This window comes from Ekhidna sp., assembly GCF_039940915.1.
Lineage (GTDB): Bacteria > Bacteroidota > Bacteroidia > Cytophagales > Cyclobacteriaceae > Ekhidna.
In genome coordinates this window covers 41,889-57,130 of the sequence record NZ_JBDVFO010000002.1, presented here as the reverse complement: position 1 = coordinate 57,130, position 15,242 = coordinate 41,889, and the positions used below count along the sequence as shown (strand labels likewise).

At 39.8% G+C, this 15,242-nt stretch carries 10 protein-coding genes; 3 read left to right on the top strand and 7 right to left on the bottom strand.

Translation table 11 applies throughout. From position 1 onward, the window contains the following. Positions 1–72 precede the first annotated feature (72 nt). Positions 73–1,995 carry an OmpA family protein gene (locus ABJF57_RS05545; protein ID WP_462233212.1) on the bottom strand — a complete coding sequence of 641 codons (1,923 nt, stop codon included), beginning with the start codon at positions 1,993–1,995 and terminating at the stop codon, positions 73–75. Positions 1,996–2,099: 104 nt separating this feature from the next. Here ABJF57_RS05545 and ABJF57_RS05540 point away from each other — a divergent pair, with 104 nt between their 5' ends. Continuing rightward, entirely contained in the window at positions 2,100–2,663 is a 564-nt protein-coding gene (locus ABJF57_RS05540) for a hypothetical protein (protein WP_462233210.1), read from the top strand. A gap of 52 nt (positions 2,664–2,715) precedes the next feature. Here ABJF57_RS05540 and ABJF57_RS05535 read toward each other — a convergent pair whose 3' ends face one another. The 5 genes from ABJF57_RS05535 to ABJF57_RS05515 all read right to left on the bottom strand — a co-directional run bounded on the left by ABJF57_RS05535 (position 2,716) and on the right by ABJF57_RS05515 (position 9,935). After that, positions 2,716–5,544 (bottom strand): M16 family metallopeptidase, encoded by a 2,829-nt coding sequence (locus tag ABJF57_RS05535; RefSeq protein WP_462233208.1) that lies wholly within the window; start codon positions 5,542–5,544, stop codon positions 2,716–2,718. 131 nt (positions 5,545–5,675) lie between these two features. Then, complete coding sequence (locus ABJF57_RS05530; RefSeq protein WP_462233207.1) at positions 5,676–7,037, bottom strand: efflux RND transporter periplasmic adaptor subunit; 1,362 nt, start codon at positions 7,035–7,037, stop codon at positions 5,676–5,678. A 29-nt stretch (positions 7,038–7,066) separates the two neighbouring features. Then, the gene (locus ABJF57_RS05525; RefSeq protein WP_462233206.1) at positions 7,067–8,419 is read right to left on the bottom strand and encodes a TolC family protein; all 1,353 of its coding nucleotides are present in this window, start codon (positions 8,417–8,419) and stop codon (positions 7,067–7,069) included. Positions 8,420–8,423: 4 nt separating this feature from the next. Next, on the bottom strand, positions 8,424–9,098 hold the full coding sequence (gene sdaAB, locus ABJF57_RS05520; RefSeq protein WP_462233204.1) for an L-serine ammonia-lyase, iron-sulfur-dependent subunit beta: 675 nt from the start codon (positions 9,096–9,098) through the stop codon (positions 8,424–8,426). Between the two features lie 42 nt (positions 9,099–9,140). Further along, the gene (locus ABJF57_RS05515) at positions 9,141–9,935 is read right to left on the bottom strand and encodes a thymidylate synthase (protein ID WP_462233202.1); all 795 of its coding nucleotides are present in this window, start codon (positions 9,933–9,935) and stop codon (positions 9,141–9,143) included. 106 nt (positions 9,936–10,041) lie between these two features. Here ABJF57_RS05515 and ABJF57_RS05510 point away from each other — a divergent pair, with 106 nt between their 5' ends. After that, the gene (locus ABJF57_RS05510) at positions 10,042–12,237 is read left to right on the top strand and encodes an efflux RND transporter permease subunit (protein WP_462233201.1); all 2,196 of its coding nucleotides are present in this window, start codon (positions 10,042–10,044) and stop codon (positions 12,235–12,237) included. Next, entirely contained in the window at positions 12,227–12,676 is a 450-nt protein-coding gene (locus ABJF57_RS05505; protein ID WP_462233199.1) for a peroxiredoxin, read from the top strand. The genes ABJF57_RS05510 and ABJF57_RS05505 overlap by 11 nt, the downstream gene beginning before the upstream one ends. Here the strand turns inward: ABJF57_RS05505 and ABJF57_RS05500 are convergent, their stop codons facing one another. Continuing rightward, complete coding sequence (locus ABJF57_RS05500) at positions 12,677–15,133, bottom strand: ABC transporter permease (protein ID WP_462233197.1); 2,457 nt, start codon at positions 15,131–15,133, stop codon at positions 12,677–12,679. Positions 15,134–15,242 lie beyond the last annotated feature (109 nt).

Sequence of the window (15,242 nt, the reverse complement as noted above, 5' to 3'; positions counted from 1 at the left end):
TTCACCTTTGCCTAGTAACGAATCAAAAAAACAAGGGTTACACAGGTGCCCTTGTTTTAATACAATTATCTTTTAAAATTCAGTGATCACAAACTCTGTTCTTCTATTCTTAGCCCTACCCTCTTTGGTAGTATTATCTGCTATAGGAACAGTTTCTCCATAACCTTTTGCAATTAACCTTTCTCGCTCTATTCCAGCCAAAACCATGTATTCTACCACGGACTGTGCTCGTCGTTGGGAAAGGTTGAGGTTGGTTGCATCAGCACCCTGACTGTCTGTATGTCCTCCTACTTCAATCACCATTGTTTTATTCTCTTTCATCAAAGTTACCGCCTTGTTTAATTCTACATAACTAATTGGCTTTAACTCCGCTTTTCCTGTTTCAAAGAAAATATTGTTCAAAACTACTTTTGTTCCCTTTTTTATTGGCTCTAAAGGAATGTCGTTGGCGATTTCTGCATATACGGCATCTTTAGGTAGCTCAAAGCTTTGAGAGTAGAAAAAGAATCCGTGTGCGTTTGCTGAAACACTATAATCTCTACCTGCCGGTAATACCACCAAATATTCTCCAGTTTCTTCATTGCTTTTGTTTGTAGCTATTAATTCTCCAGAGTTCAGGTCTTCGATTAAAACCAAAGCGCTTAATGGCTCATTGCTTTCAGAATTAGAAACAATCCCTTGCACGATAATGGTTGGTTTTGGCTTCAACTCATCGGGCAACTCAACCTTGAAGATGTCATAGTTATCCTCATCCAATCGGGAAGAGGCCATGTAGGCATTACCTGACGCGGAAATGCTGAAGTTGGTATCGTTACCTCTTGAGTTCACAGGTCTACCTAAGTTTTCAGGTGTTGACCACTTTCCATTTTCAAAAACTGTATAGAATATATCAGCTCCGCCCATTCCAGGATGACCTGTAGAAGAGAAATACAATGTCTTACCGTCTGCAGCTAAAAAAGGACTATTCTCACTCAAAGGTGTGTTTACAATACTTCCTAGGTTCTGAGGCGTTCCCCATAGACCTAAATGATTTTTTTCGATCATGTAAAGATCAGAGGCACCATAGCCGCCTGAACGAAGAGATGTAAATATGATTCGATTACCATCAGAGTTAATTGTTGGTTGGCTTTCCCACTTATCCGTATTTACCACATTACCCATGTTTTGTGGCACACTCCAGGTATTACCATTCAATTGCGTAATATATAAATCACAACTCCCAATTGCTCCGGTCTCATCGCAGCGAACAAACACCATGCTTTGACCGTCTCCAGTGAACGAGGAACCAAAATCATTGGACATGGAATTGATCGGCTTTGGTAATAATTCCGGTGCACTCCATTGATCTCCATTCAAATTTGAAAAATAGATGTCTTCGCCAAAATCTAGTTCTGCACTATTTTCATCTTTAAAGTCAAATCCACCTTTCCTAACACTCGTGAAATACAATCTTGTACCTGTCGGATTTACTTGTGGCATGAAATCACCAGAGATACTATTGAGTGAAGCAATAGGTGTGGGCTCTGAAGTATTAGGTTCAGCATCACGCAGTTCAGCACTGATATCCACATAATTAAGTCGATTCATGGCCAAGTGTATCAACTTAGCTGATTTTGGACTCTTAGGGGCTTTTTCTAAATATCTCTTGATATAGATTCTGGCACTTCTCAAGTTATCCAATTCAATGTAGGATTTAGCAATGTCGTAGTAAATGCCAGTATTGTATTCAGAATTAACTTTTTCAAGATTCCTATAGGCCATGATTGTTTCATCCGTCCTATTGAGGAAATCATACGTCTTGCCCAGATAGTACCAGGCATCTGCATATTGCGGATTTAGTCTAACTGCTTCCTTGAATTTTTCTATGGCGGTTTCGTACTTTTCGAATTTTATAGCCTGCATACCTTGTCTATAAGCATCTTTATGCGCCTGAGACAAAGAAGTGAAAGCAAAAAACAGTAAAGCAAAATAATAGCTGATTCGACGAATTTGCATGGTTGGTTTCTTTGATTATTGCATGAAATTAGAAAAATAATGATAGAAAAATATATTCTTCGTTAATCATATGTATTTTAATCGGAACTAAAAGTTAAACACACATGAAAAAGGTATTATTCTCATCTCTTATCATATTCCTCATTAATATAAATAATGGCAAAGCGCAGGTCGGATTGCAATTCCCTACTATGGAAGCTGAAACATTGACCAATGAGTTTGTCAATCTCCCAACTGATATTGGTGGCAAGTATAGCTTGGTAGGCTTGGCCTTTTCCAAAAAAGCAGAGGACTACCTCAAGGGATGGTTTGAGCCAGTATACAATCAGTTTATATATAAAAACCCAAATCCTGGACCATTCGATTTTTCATTCGACGTGAACACCTACTTTGTTCCGATGTTTACTGGTGCTAAAAGACCTGCTTACAAAAAAGTGATGAATAAGTTGAAGAAAACGATTGATAAACGCATGCAGCCGAATATCTTGTTTTACAAAGGAACACTTAAGGAGTATAAAGAAGCACTCAATTTTGATGGAAAAGACCTTCCTTACTTTTACGTGTTAGATCCTGAAGGAAAGATTGTTTACACCACTTCTGGTAGGTTTACTCAACGCAAAATGCAGGAAATAACAGATGCGGTTAGAAGTGCTATGGAATTAGAATGAATAGAAAAGCCCGATTAGAATTAATCGGGCTTTTCTGTAATGTACTCTTCAATTATTGAGCAAGAGGCTCGCCATCAATATCTAGAATAATGGGATCTCCCATTCCCAATTTCTTAACTTCCTCAAGCTGAGTTGCTCCGTCTCCAACCACGAGGTAGATCATTTCACCTTCATCCAAATACTTGTTGATCATGTTTTTATAATCATCCAAAGTCATGGATGTAAGCTCTGTTTGTTCCTTTTCCATAAAGTCAGGAGTTTTACCAAATTTGCTTATTTCATGGAGCATGTTGAGCTTCGCGCCTAAGCTTTCGAAAGCACGTGTATTCGACTTCAAAACTTTTGTTCGCACCACTTCTACATCAGCATCAGTAAAGTTTTCGCTGTAGTTAGCAATCATATCCTTTATTATTTCTAAAGAAGGAAGTGTTGCATTTGCTCTTACACTGGTGCGTACAGTAAATGGAGATACCTCTGTTCGCTGCGGCACAAAGGATGATGCGCCATAAGTATAGCCTTTCTCAATTCTTAACGTTTGGAAAAGTTGTCCACTAGAGCCGCCTCCAAGTTTCTGATTGGCATATGTCAGTTCGTTATATTCTGGATTAACTCCAGAAATAGCTTGCTTCCCTATGTAAATAACAGATTGCTTTGCTCCGGGGAAGTCAATGAAATATAGGTTTCCGGCAATGTTGTTTTCAGGTACTTGATAAGATGCCAATTGAACGTCTTTAGACTCCCACTCCAGATTCTTCAGCTGATTCATCACATCAGATTGGCTCATACTCCCTGCTACATGAAAACTTGCAACGGAGGGGGAAAAATTAGCTTGGTAATAATTCTTCAGATCATCCAAGGTTATGTTCTCAACAGTCTGAGAGGTCCCAATGGTAGAATAGGCCATGATATGATCTTCACCATATAGTAACTTGTTATATACGGTGGATGCAATGGCTGTAGGACTGGCTTCTCTTCCTTTAAGTCTTGTGCTTAAAGACTGCTTCAATCTTGCAAATTCCTTTTCATCCCAACGCGGCTGGAGCAATATTTCCTGCACTAGCTTAAATGTTTCATCAAAATTTCGAGCTAAGCAGGAAGCTGAGATGGTTACATCTTCAGATCCAGCAAACATTCTGATAGAAGCTCCCAATAAACCAATGGCTTCTTCTAGCTCCGCTGGAGTCTTGGTTTGCGTCCCTTCTGTCATAAGATCGGCAAGAAGGTCTGCTACTCCCGACTTATTTATTGGATCGTGATAGTGGCCACCCTTCAAGGTGATATCAAAATATACAAGCGGTAGTTCATTATTTTCAATACCGAAAACCTGCATGCCATTTTCTAAATAAGAGCTCCATACTTCAGGAGATTTCAGTAATGGTAGCTCACCAAAATCGGGCTCAGATCTATCATACTTAGATGCAGTCTTCTCATACTCGGCTACCTCTCCGCGTGAAGTATTTTCCGCTGCAACATCTGCAACAATCTCTTCTATATAAACTTCAGCTTTCTCTCCACCTTCTACTGCTAAATCCAGCTGCCCTTTGGGCACAACGCTTGTCATTACATAATTCTGATCTTTAATGTATTTATTGAATACACTCATGACGTCTTCTGCAGTAACTGCTTGTGTCAACTTAGCTGTTTTGGTGATATAGCTTGGGTCTCCGCCAAATTCATTATCAGAAACCAATTGGAAAGCCTTGTTCAACACTGTACTGACACCCTGATAGAGATTGGTTTCAAGTTCTGCCTTAATACGTTGAAGGTCTTTAGCATCAATACCATTTGTTTCAAATCTAGTCAGGCCTTCTTCTATAGCAGCCTTAACCTCATCCAAGTCTGATCCTGCATTGGCTCTCACCCTGAATACAAATTCACCAGCTACCTCATTGGAACTTTGATAGGTGGACGCATTTGGAGCTAATTTCTTTTCTTCGACAATCACTTGATATAGAGGAGCTTTTTTACTGCCGCTAAGCAATTGTCCCAGCACATTCAAAGCATACATATCTTGATGATAGTCTTCTGCTGTCGGATACACCATTCTTATCTCTGGCAGCTTCGCGAAATTATCTTCAAAATAAAGAGACTTACTTGCTTCCAGAGTTACTGGCAGAGGAGTCGGTTTTGCAACTTCCGGACCTTTCCGAATTTCTCCAAACCACTGCTTTACTTTCTCCTTCGTTTCTTCCCGGTTAATATCTCCAGCGATTACCAATGTAGCATTGCCAGCACCATAATATTGTTCGTAAAACTCTTTGACGTCATCAAGAGTTGCTGCTTGAAGATCTGGCAACGAACCAATTACAGTCCAGCTGTATGGATGACCTTCCGGATATAAATTCTTCCGAATTATCTCATCAGTATATCCATAAGGTGCATTATCTACACGCTGGCGCTTCTCATTCTTAACCACTTGCTTTTCCGCTTCGAGGGCATCTACGGTAACTGTATTGATCATATATCCAAAACGATCTGAATCAATCCAAAGGATTTTATCGAAGGCGTCTTTAGGAACTACCTCATAATAGATGGTTCCGTCGGACCAGGTTCCACCGTTTCTGCTTCCGCCCCACTCAGGTATCATTTTCCTGTTAGCTCCACGCGGCACATTCTCTGAATCATTGAATGACATATGCTCGAAGAAATGAGCAAAGCCGGTCCTGCCTGGTTTTTCTCTATTGGATCCTACATGCATAAGCGTTGCTACTGCCACAATAGGATCTGAATGGTCTTCGTGGAGTACTACTTCCAATCCATTTTCAAGTGTGAATTTTTCATAGCTAATCTTAAATTCTTTGTTTTCCATATCTGCTGAACCACCTGAGCAACCAAGAAGGAATGCCGCTGCAGCAAATGATAAAATGTGTGTGAGTTTCATAATACTTTGATTTTTAGCATTACAAGATGAATTAATGTGATGAGAATTAAAAAGAACATTTGATGATCGGTCAAATTCTTCCTTACAAAAAAACCCGCCGAAGCGGGTTTTTTTTCCTAAACTAAGATTACCTAGTCTTCTGACTCTTCTGATTTCTTCTTTTCTCCGCTTGATTTTGCTTCAATATCTTCTCCATCTTTTAAGCGCTTGGATACGGCTAAAAATGGCCCGGATACCACTTCAGTTCCTTCTTCTACACCAGAAACTATCTCGATTCTATCAAAATCACTGATACCAGTCTCTACTTCTGTCTTAACTGCTTTACCCTCCTTCATGACAAAGACCACCTCTTTCACATCCTCATCGAGAAGCTCTTCGCTGGAAGAGTCGTCTGATTCTTTACCTTTTGATTTGTCTTTATCAGATCGCGTAGTAACTGCTGCCAACGGCACAGTGAGAATGTCTTTCTTGACTTCTGTGATGATATCTACACTGGCTGTCATTCCCGGCCTGAAAGGGTATTTGATACCTTCTTCTTTCACCAAGTCTTCATAAGAACTGTTTAAAATTTGAATTCGAACACCAAATTCAGTAACAGCATCAGCGGAAACTTTATCGTTTGCGGTGTTGGCAATGTGTGTGACTATCCCCTTAAAGGTCTTATCCTTATATGAGTATGAGTCAACATCTATTATTGCGGTATCTCCCACACTGATTCGAATAATATCGTTTTCGTTCACATCAACTTGAACTTCCATTTTTGATAGGTCGGCAATTCTCATCACTTCTGTTCCCTGAAACTGAGATGTTCCCAACACAGTCTCTCCCAATTCTACGGACAGCTTAGAAACTATTCCACTCATAGGAGCGGTTAGACTGGTCAATTGCAAATTTTCTCTGGCGTCAGAAACTCTTGCTTGAGCGCTTTTCAAACTATAATTCGCTGCATTTACACTTTCCTTGGCAGATTCATAATCTTGCTCGGCTATCTGATAGTTTGCTTCAGCAAGTTGATAGTCCGCTTCAGAAATTACCTTTTCGGCAAAGAGTTTCTTTTGACGGGCAAAATCTTGTTCAGATCGCTTGAAATTAGCCAATGCTCGTGCCTGAGCAGCTTTAGCTTGAGCCAGTGCAGCACGTTGGCCGTTTAAGCTCGCATCTGCCTGATCCAGAGCAGATTGAAAATTATCTGGTCTGATCCTCAATAGGAAATTGCCTTTACTTACGCTATCTCCTTCTTCGATTTCCATTTTTATGATCTCACCAGAAACCTCCGGACTTAACGAAACCTCAACTACCGGTTGTACCTGACCTGAGGCACTTACTTTTTCAATAATCGTATTCTTTTCAGCCTTGGCAATATCAACTTGTATTTTCTTCTTTTGCCCAACCCATCCTTGTGATTTACCAACGATTACGAAGAGTATAAGTACACCTACTACTCCGCCGAGGATATATATTATTTTGTTCGATTTTTTCTTCTTCTTAGCCATGATTTTAGATATAAATGATTGAGGTCGGTTTAGAATGTTAAAGGTTTACCTTGATAAAATTCGAGCACTTTTTGTTTAAAAATAAAGTCATACTTAGCTCGAGATAAGTCCGTTCTTGCTTGAAATAAATTGTTGGATGCAACTTGATAATCTGTAAAATTTGCAGCCCCATTATTGTATTGGTTTTCAACTGCTCTTAGGGTTTCTACGAGCGATGCTACTTGCTTTTGAGATGCAGTGAATGTTTGAGCAGCGGCAACTGCATTTCTATAGGATGTCTCAATGGTCTGATACAGCGAGTTCTCTTGTTCTCTTTTATTGATCTCTGCTTGCTGCAGTGAAATCTTTGAACGCTGAATATTGCTTCTTGTGGAGAACCCATTGAAGATCGGGATTCTGAGGTTTGCGGACAACCCTCGGCTAAAGTTGTTGTCATACTGAGTAGATAGTGGAATGGTTTCGAAATCCCCTGTTACAGGATCAACCCGCTGAGCGGCATCAGAATATCTTGTATCCATGCTTCCTGAAAGAGAAATTGTTGGGAATATTCCTCCTTTTGCAACATCAACTCCAACATTGGCACTTTGAACTCTTAACTCAGCACCTTGAATTTCCGGCATGTTTGTAGCCGCTTCGTTGTAAAGCTCTTCAATACCTGTCCGTTCTATCTCTGTTTGATCAATTACAACGTTTGGAATGATTACATCAATGTCTTGCCCAGTTGGCAGGAGCAGCGCTTGTTTCAATGAGAGCAAAGCCAAATCAAGGTTGTTTTGAGCATTGATAAGGTTTACTTCATTCGTAGCTACCTGACTTTCCAATTGTAGTTTATTTGCTAAAGGCAATGCTCCAGACTCTACAAGAATCCTGGTTCGGTCTAGTTGCTGCTGACTTGATTCTAACTGAAACCTTGCATTCTCCATCAGCTCCTTATTGAATATTACATTGAGGTAGAAAGAGGCCGTATTCAGTGAAATATCATTTTCAGCTTTTTCTAAATCTTTTCGGGAAGCTTCTAAGCTAAGTTTATCCTGCTTTATGCCATTGGTGATTTGCAGACCTTGAATCAAAGGCAAATTGGTAGATGCTCCCACGCTGTTGAAGTTAATCCGCTGATCAATGAATTGATTAGTTGTTGGATCAATTCCCCTTCCCCAGTTGAATCCGTAGTTTCCACTGGCGTTTAACGTAGGGTATCTTCCTGCTTTTGATTGCTCAAGATTCACCTGGGCAGTTTGAAGATTCAACTCGCTCCGCTTAACGTTAAGGTTATTTTTAACCGCTATATCAATGCACTCTTTAAGCGAAAGTTCGCGCGTCTGAGCCATCGAAGTGAAGCATAGAAGTATTAGCGTTGTAATTAGTCCTGTTCTTATTTTCATTTTATTAATCAATATCTGGTATGTAAATGACCTCATGCACCCATTTTCTTTTCTTTAAATACTGTAAGGTTATATCGTCAATACCTGAGTCCATTTCCAAAATCAAGCATGCTAAATCATTTCGTCCTTTTCGCGAAACTGTCATGGTAGCAATGTTGCATTCATCCTGTGATAAAACCTCAGTGAAAAAAGCGATACTGCCTTTAACATCATTTGCCTCAATGATGAGTGTATGAAGACTCGCAGTAAAGTTTGAATCAAAACCATTCACTTCCTTTATTCTTATAACTCCACCACCTCTGCTTTCACCAAGAACCTCAATGCTTTTACCTCCCCTACTTGCGATAATCCTCACTGAGTTGGGATGGAAAGTTGAAGCACTACCAATTGATTTAAACTTATAGCTAAGACCAACTTCTTCAGTCAGGTTGAGCGCATCTTTGATTCGTTTATCATCTGTATGATAATCCATCAATCCAGCCAAAATAGCTCGATTGCTTCCGTGACCTTCGTAAGTTCTGGCGAAGGAATTGTAGAAAATGATCTCCGCATTCTCGGGTACTCCACCCAGTATTCGATTCGCCACTCTACCAATACGAACTACTCCCGCAGTATGCGAACTGGAAGGACCAATCATTACTGGACCTATCATATCAAATATGCCACTACTCTCTGCCATCTATACTTATCTACTTAGTTGACTACTTTGGGTGTTAGAATGTTACACAGCTACAGCACCTTTTATGTGCGGATGCGGCTCATAATTTATCAGTTCAAAATCTTCAAATTTAAAGGAGAAAATATCTTTCACTTCTGGATTGATTTTCATCGTTGGCAACTTGCGTGGTTCACGAGAAAGCTGTAGTTCTGTCTGCTCCATATGATTGGAATACAAATGTGCATCACCAAACGTGTGCACAAAATCTCCAGGTTCAAGGTCACAAACCTGAGCTACCATCATCGTGAATAAAGCATACGAAGCAATATTGAATGGGACTCCTAAAAACACATCCGCGCTTCGTTGATATAGCTGACAACTCAATTTGCCGTCCGCTACATAAAACTGGAATAGTGAATGACACGGAGGCAAAGCCATATTATCTACATCTGCCACATTCCACGCACTTACAATGTGCCTTCGGCTATTCGGATTATTCTTAATCCCTTCGATCAACTTTTTAATCTGATCAATCTTCCTTCCATCGGGTGTTTCCCAGCTTCTCCACTGAACACCGTATACCGGGCCAAGGTCCCCATTCTCATCCGCCCACTCGTCCCATATGGACACTCCGTTCTCTTTTAGATACCGAATGTTCTGATCTCCCTGAAGAAACCAAAGCAACTCGTGGATGATGGAGCGCAAGTGCAATTTCTTAGTTGTTACGCATGGAAATCCTTCGCTTAAGTCAAAACGCATCTGATACCCAAAAACACTTTTGGTCCCCGTCCCAGTACGATCACCTTTTTCGGTACCATTCTCCAGGATATGTTGCATTAGGTTCAGGTATTGTTGCATTCTGTTCGTAGTTTGGTAACAAAATTAACTTTTAAACGAAGAAACTCTGAGCTCTAGATTGGATAAATATGTCGAGCGGTTAATTACCCTTAAGGGAAAGGTGATAATGACCAGTTTATTGGTAGCGATTACAGCGATTTTGGGCTGGAATTTACAATACTTGACTTTTGATTTCGAGTTCGAGAAGTTTTTCCCCAATAATCACCCAGAAAGTAGGGCTTACATCAATCATACGCAACAATTTGGCTATGACAATGATTATTTGCACATTATTCTGGAGGAAAAAAACGGAGTTTTCAGTGCTGATTTTGTAGATCGTGCCAGTCAATTTGAAAGATCTTTAAGGAAGATCGAAGATGTAGAAAACATATATTCTCCTCTCTCTCTTCAGCACGTCATCAAGAGCCCTACAGGAATTGTCATTTTCCCTCTGATTCATTCAGAAAAACCAACCCCCTACCAGCTCAAAAAAGACAGCATCCGGATTTTTGGAAATCCATTTTATCGATCAGCTTTCAGTGAAAATGGAACTGCGATAAGCATCTACCTGAATCACGCTCACTTCGGAGATCAGGCACGGAGTGAAAAGCTACTGAATGCTATCAAAACCAAAGCTGAAAATTACGGACTAAAAAACGTAAGGCTCGTAGGAAAATTAAGTGCAGCTGGCGTTTTTATTTCCTACATTCAAAATGATTTCGGGAAGTTTCTCATTGGTTCGCTGGTACTCAGCTTTCTTTTGCTTCTTCTAATTTTCAGAAACTTTAAATCTGCCCTTCTTCCTTTTTTGATAAGTCTAGTTTCTATCGTTTGGCTTTTTGGCCTGATTGGAATGCTTGGCTTTAGAATTAATTTACTAAGCTCACTTCTTCCCCCCATCCTTTTCTTTGTTTCAATGTCAGACGCAGTGCACTTGATGAATGCATTGAAGAAAACAAACGCAAGAACGACAATAGATAAACTTAAGGAGGCGATAAAAATTGTTTGGATTCCAACGTTGTTGACATCCGTTACCACTGCTATCGGGTTCCTCAGTTTAATTTGGATAAACACTGAACCCGTTCAGTTTTTAGGGCTATTTGCTGCAGCGGGCATATTGATAGCCTTTGTGCTTACTTTCTCCTTAGGATTGCTAATTGCATCATTTACAACCTTTTCGCATAGCCATAGCGTGTTAGAAGTTCCCGCAACCTGGCTAACCTTTGTTACAGGTCAAAGAAAACTCATCATTGGTCTTGTTTGTGGCTTTATGCTCATCCTAATTCCAGGAATTTTACAGTTGAAAATCAATTCATTCTTGCTGGATGATCTTCCCCAAGATTCGCAGGTTCGAATGGATTTTGAATACGCGGATGAACAATTAGGAGGCTCAAAACCTTATGAAGTCCGGGTGGAAGTCGTCGATACCTCATTGACTATTTGGGATAAAAAAGTCATGGATGAAATTGTGAAAATTGAAGACTACTTACTCAGCGATTATCCTGTTGTCAAAGTACAGTCTCCGGCCACCATCATTAAATACCTTAACATGGCAAGCAATGGTGGACTTAATGAAAATTTCATATATCCCACAGATCAGCAAGCCTATTTGCGAACCTTGCGACTCAAAGATCGGATTGATCCTAAAAGACTCGATAAGTTGGTAACGGAGGATAGCAAGGTGGGCAGGCTTATTGGCTTTTTTCCTGAGCTTGGATCTCACGAAACTGACTTAAGGAATAAAGAAATGTTGGAGTATTTAAACAAAACAATTGATCAGCACGCAATTAGCTATCAATTAACCGGAACTACCTATTTAATAGATAAGAGTCATGAATTGCTTTCCATTAACTTATTGAAAGGGCTACTTACGGCCATACTCGTAATAGGCATAATTCTCGGGATTTATTTCAAATCCTGGAAGCTGCTTATCATAAGTTTAATCCCTAACCTTATCCCTTTGATAATGGTGGCAGGCATTTTGGGATGGCTTGGTATTTCTTTGAAAATGACAACTTCCATAATTTTTACCATCGCTTTTGGAATTGCAGTTGATGACACGATTCATATGATGAGCTACTATCTAAAAAGTAAAGAAGCGAATCCATTGGATCGGATGCGTGATACTTTCAAACATGCAGGAAGTGCCATGTTGATAACATCGATTATCATGAGTGCGGGATTTTCATTGTACCTCTTTTCTAACTTTGGGGCAACTTACTATTTAGGACTTTTTGTAAGTCTTGCTTTACTCATTGCATTGATCATTGACTTAACTATTTTACCCCTTCTGCTAATCTATTTTAGAAAAAATGCTAAATAAAGGAGAGCTTTTGCCTGACATTTCACTTGAAGATCAAGATGGGAAAATGGTGTCCCTTACTAATTTTAAGGGGCAGCCTTTGGTTGTTTATTTTTATCCGAAAGACAACACCCGGGTGTGTACTGCGCAAGCGTGCGGCTTCCGTGATCATTATGAAGAATTTCAGCAGGCTGGAGCTGAAGTTATTGGCATTAGTCGGGACAGCTCTAAGTCACACAAGAAGGTAGCCAATAAGAGAAAGCTGCCATTCATTTTATTGAGCGATCCAAAGAAAACCGCATTGAGCGCATTCAAAATCCCCTCTACGCTATTTGGTATTCTTTCTGGGAGAGCGACTTTTGTCATAGATAAAGATGGAAAAGTAGCTCACACTTTCAGAGCCGACTTCAATGCGGACCAGCACATAAAGCAAGCTCTCAAAGTGCTGAAAAGTTTTTGACTACTCATCTTTGAGTACCTCTGAAGGGTTCATCAAAGAGGCTTTTGTAGTTTGAACAACTGAAATAGCGATTGAAATAATCAATAAAATACTCAGGGAGATCACAAAAACATCGGCACCCATATTGATGTGATACTCGAAACCCGAAAGCCAGCCACTCATGAAGTAATAAGCCAACGGAGCAGCAACCCCAAAGGAAATCAACAAGAGTTTAACGTAGCTCTTTGAGAACAACATGACGATGCTGGTAACCGATGCGCCAAGTACTTTCCTGACACCAATTTCTTTCAACTTTTGCTCAATGGAGAATACCACGATTCCAAAAAGTCCTAAAGAAGCTATGATAATAGTGAGTATCGCAAAAAATGAAAGTACGCTTCCGAATCGTTGTTCGGTTTGATAGGTACTCTCAAAAAAGTCGTTGAGTACTACATGTTCAAAAGGCCTTCCTGGTGCAAATTCCTTCCATTTTTCCTCGATGGATGCTTTCAACGTTTCAAAATCAGCTTGACTAGAGTACGATTTTACCAACACATTGGTAAGTGGACGTTGACCTTGTGCATTTGATTTTGAATGAAAAATCGCAAAAGGTTCAATGGGTGAATGAAGAGAAAAGAAATTGAAGTCTTTAACCACCCCAATGACATGATAGGTACCACTCCAATTGGTTATTTTTTTGTTGATGATGCTTTCATCAACCTGCCAGCCAATTGTTCGCGCTGCTGTTTCATTTAGTATAATTCCATTGATATCATCAGAATAGGACTCGTCAAAATTTCTCCCTAGAGCCATCTTAATTTCAAGAAGTTCTAAATAATTTTCATCACCTAAGACATAGTTTAAAGGCAGGGATCCGGATTCAACTTTATCTGGAATGAATTGATCTCCATTGTAAATCCTCAGTGGAACAGCGTCACATACTGCGGTTCCAATTATACCTTCCAATTTTTCAAGCTCATTGGCGAATCCTTCTTGCGACTCTGTCCAATGAACATTTTCAATTGTCATTAGATTACTTTTCTCAAAACCAAGGTCCGCATTCATGAAATAATTGAGTTGCTTATATATCGTGATGGTGCAGATGATTAACAAAAAGGAAAGCATGTATTGCGTTATCAACATACCGTTTCTTATTCTTGCCCCACTTTTGCCAGATCGCAATTCCCCTTTCATAGCAGCTACAGGCTTGAATCGATTAAAGAAGGCATATGGATAGAATCCTGCTATGAAACTTACAAGGGCAATAAGAGCTAAGACAAATCCGATCAATAAGAATACATTGATATTAGTTAATGATAAGCTAGTGCCTAGTGATTGATTAACATATGGAATCACGTAAAACAGTGCTCCTATGGCTAAGATCGATGCTATCAAACAATAAGCGAATGATTCACCAAAGAAACGCTTAATGAAAGAGATCTTACTTCCGCCCAATACCTTCCTCAATGCTACGTCTTGTGCTTTGTTTGTAAACTGGGCAGTACTGAGGTTGATGAAATTAATACATGAAAGAATCAATAAAAAAATAGCAGAGCCTACTAAAGCTTTCACAATTGTAACATCCCCTAATTGTTGATTCAATCTATTATAGATTCCTTTGGAATGCAGGTATATGTCTTGAAATGGTTGCAAGTATAAATTCCATTCCTTACCAGCAGCTATGTACTCCTCATAGGTATAGCCCATAACCTGTAAGGTTTTGATGGCATGTTTCTTTGGAAGCTCATTAAGTTTTGCCTGAACCAACTCGGGCTTGGTGGACTCGTCAAGAAGGACAAACGTCTCAAAAGTGGTCCACATCCAACTCCAGTTACTCCGCTTCACTCGATCGATACTTCCCATTGAAATGAGTATATCAAAATCTATGTATGAATGCTGATTTGTTTCCTTAACTATCCCTGTCACAGTGTAGGATTGTCGAATAGGCCCACCTCCTAAATCAACTAGTTTCCCTATCGGATCACTGTTTCCAAAAAAACGCTTAGCTGATTGCTCGCTAAGAACCATTGAAAATGGCTGATCTAAAGCACTGGCGGCATCACCTTCCAGCAAGGGGTAACTAAAAACCTCAAAGAAATTGGAATCTGCAGCAAGCACGTATTCATCATTAAAAAATTTCTCCTCAATTCCGTCTTTGAATCGAACGGGCATTAAGTCAGGCTGATGTACACGTACAACTTCTTTGACCTCAGGAATCTCTTGCAGAATAGCGTATCCTACTCCAGGGCCTGTACTGGAAAAAAGATTGGGATTGTCCTCGCCCCAGATGAAGGTCTGATTTACGCGATATATCTGATCTCCCTTTTCATGAAAATTGTCATAGCTGAGCTCACCCTGTACATACATGTAGATAAGAATAGCCGCAAAAAAGCCAACAGTAAGTCCCAGAATATTTATTGACGAGAACAGTTTATTTCTTCTCAGTGATCGAATAAAAAGTTTGAACGATGTTAGCATAGGTTTTTAATAGGTTTTCACAATAGGTAAGTCACAAAGGATGCCAAAAATGATAACCGACTGTTAGTCAGGATAGTAACATATTTGAGCCCCCTATTATAGTTCGATA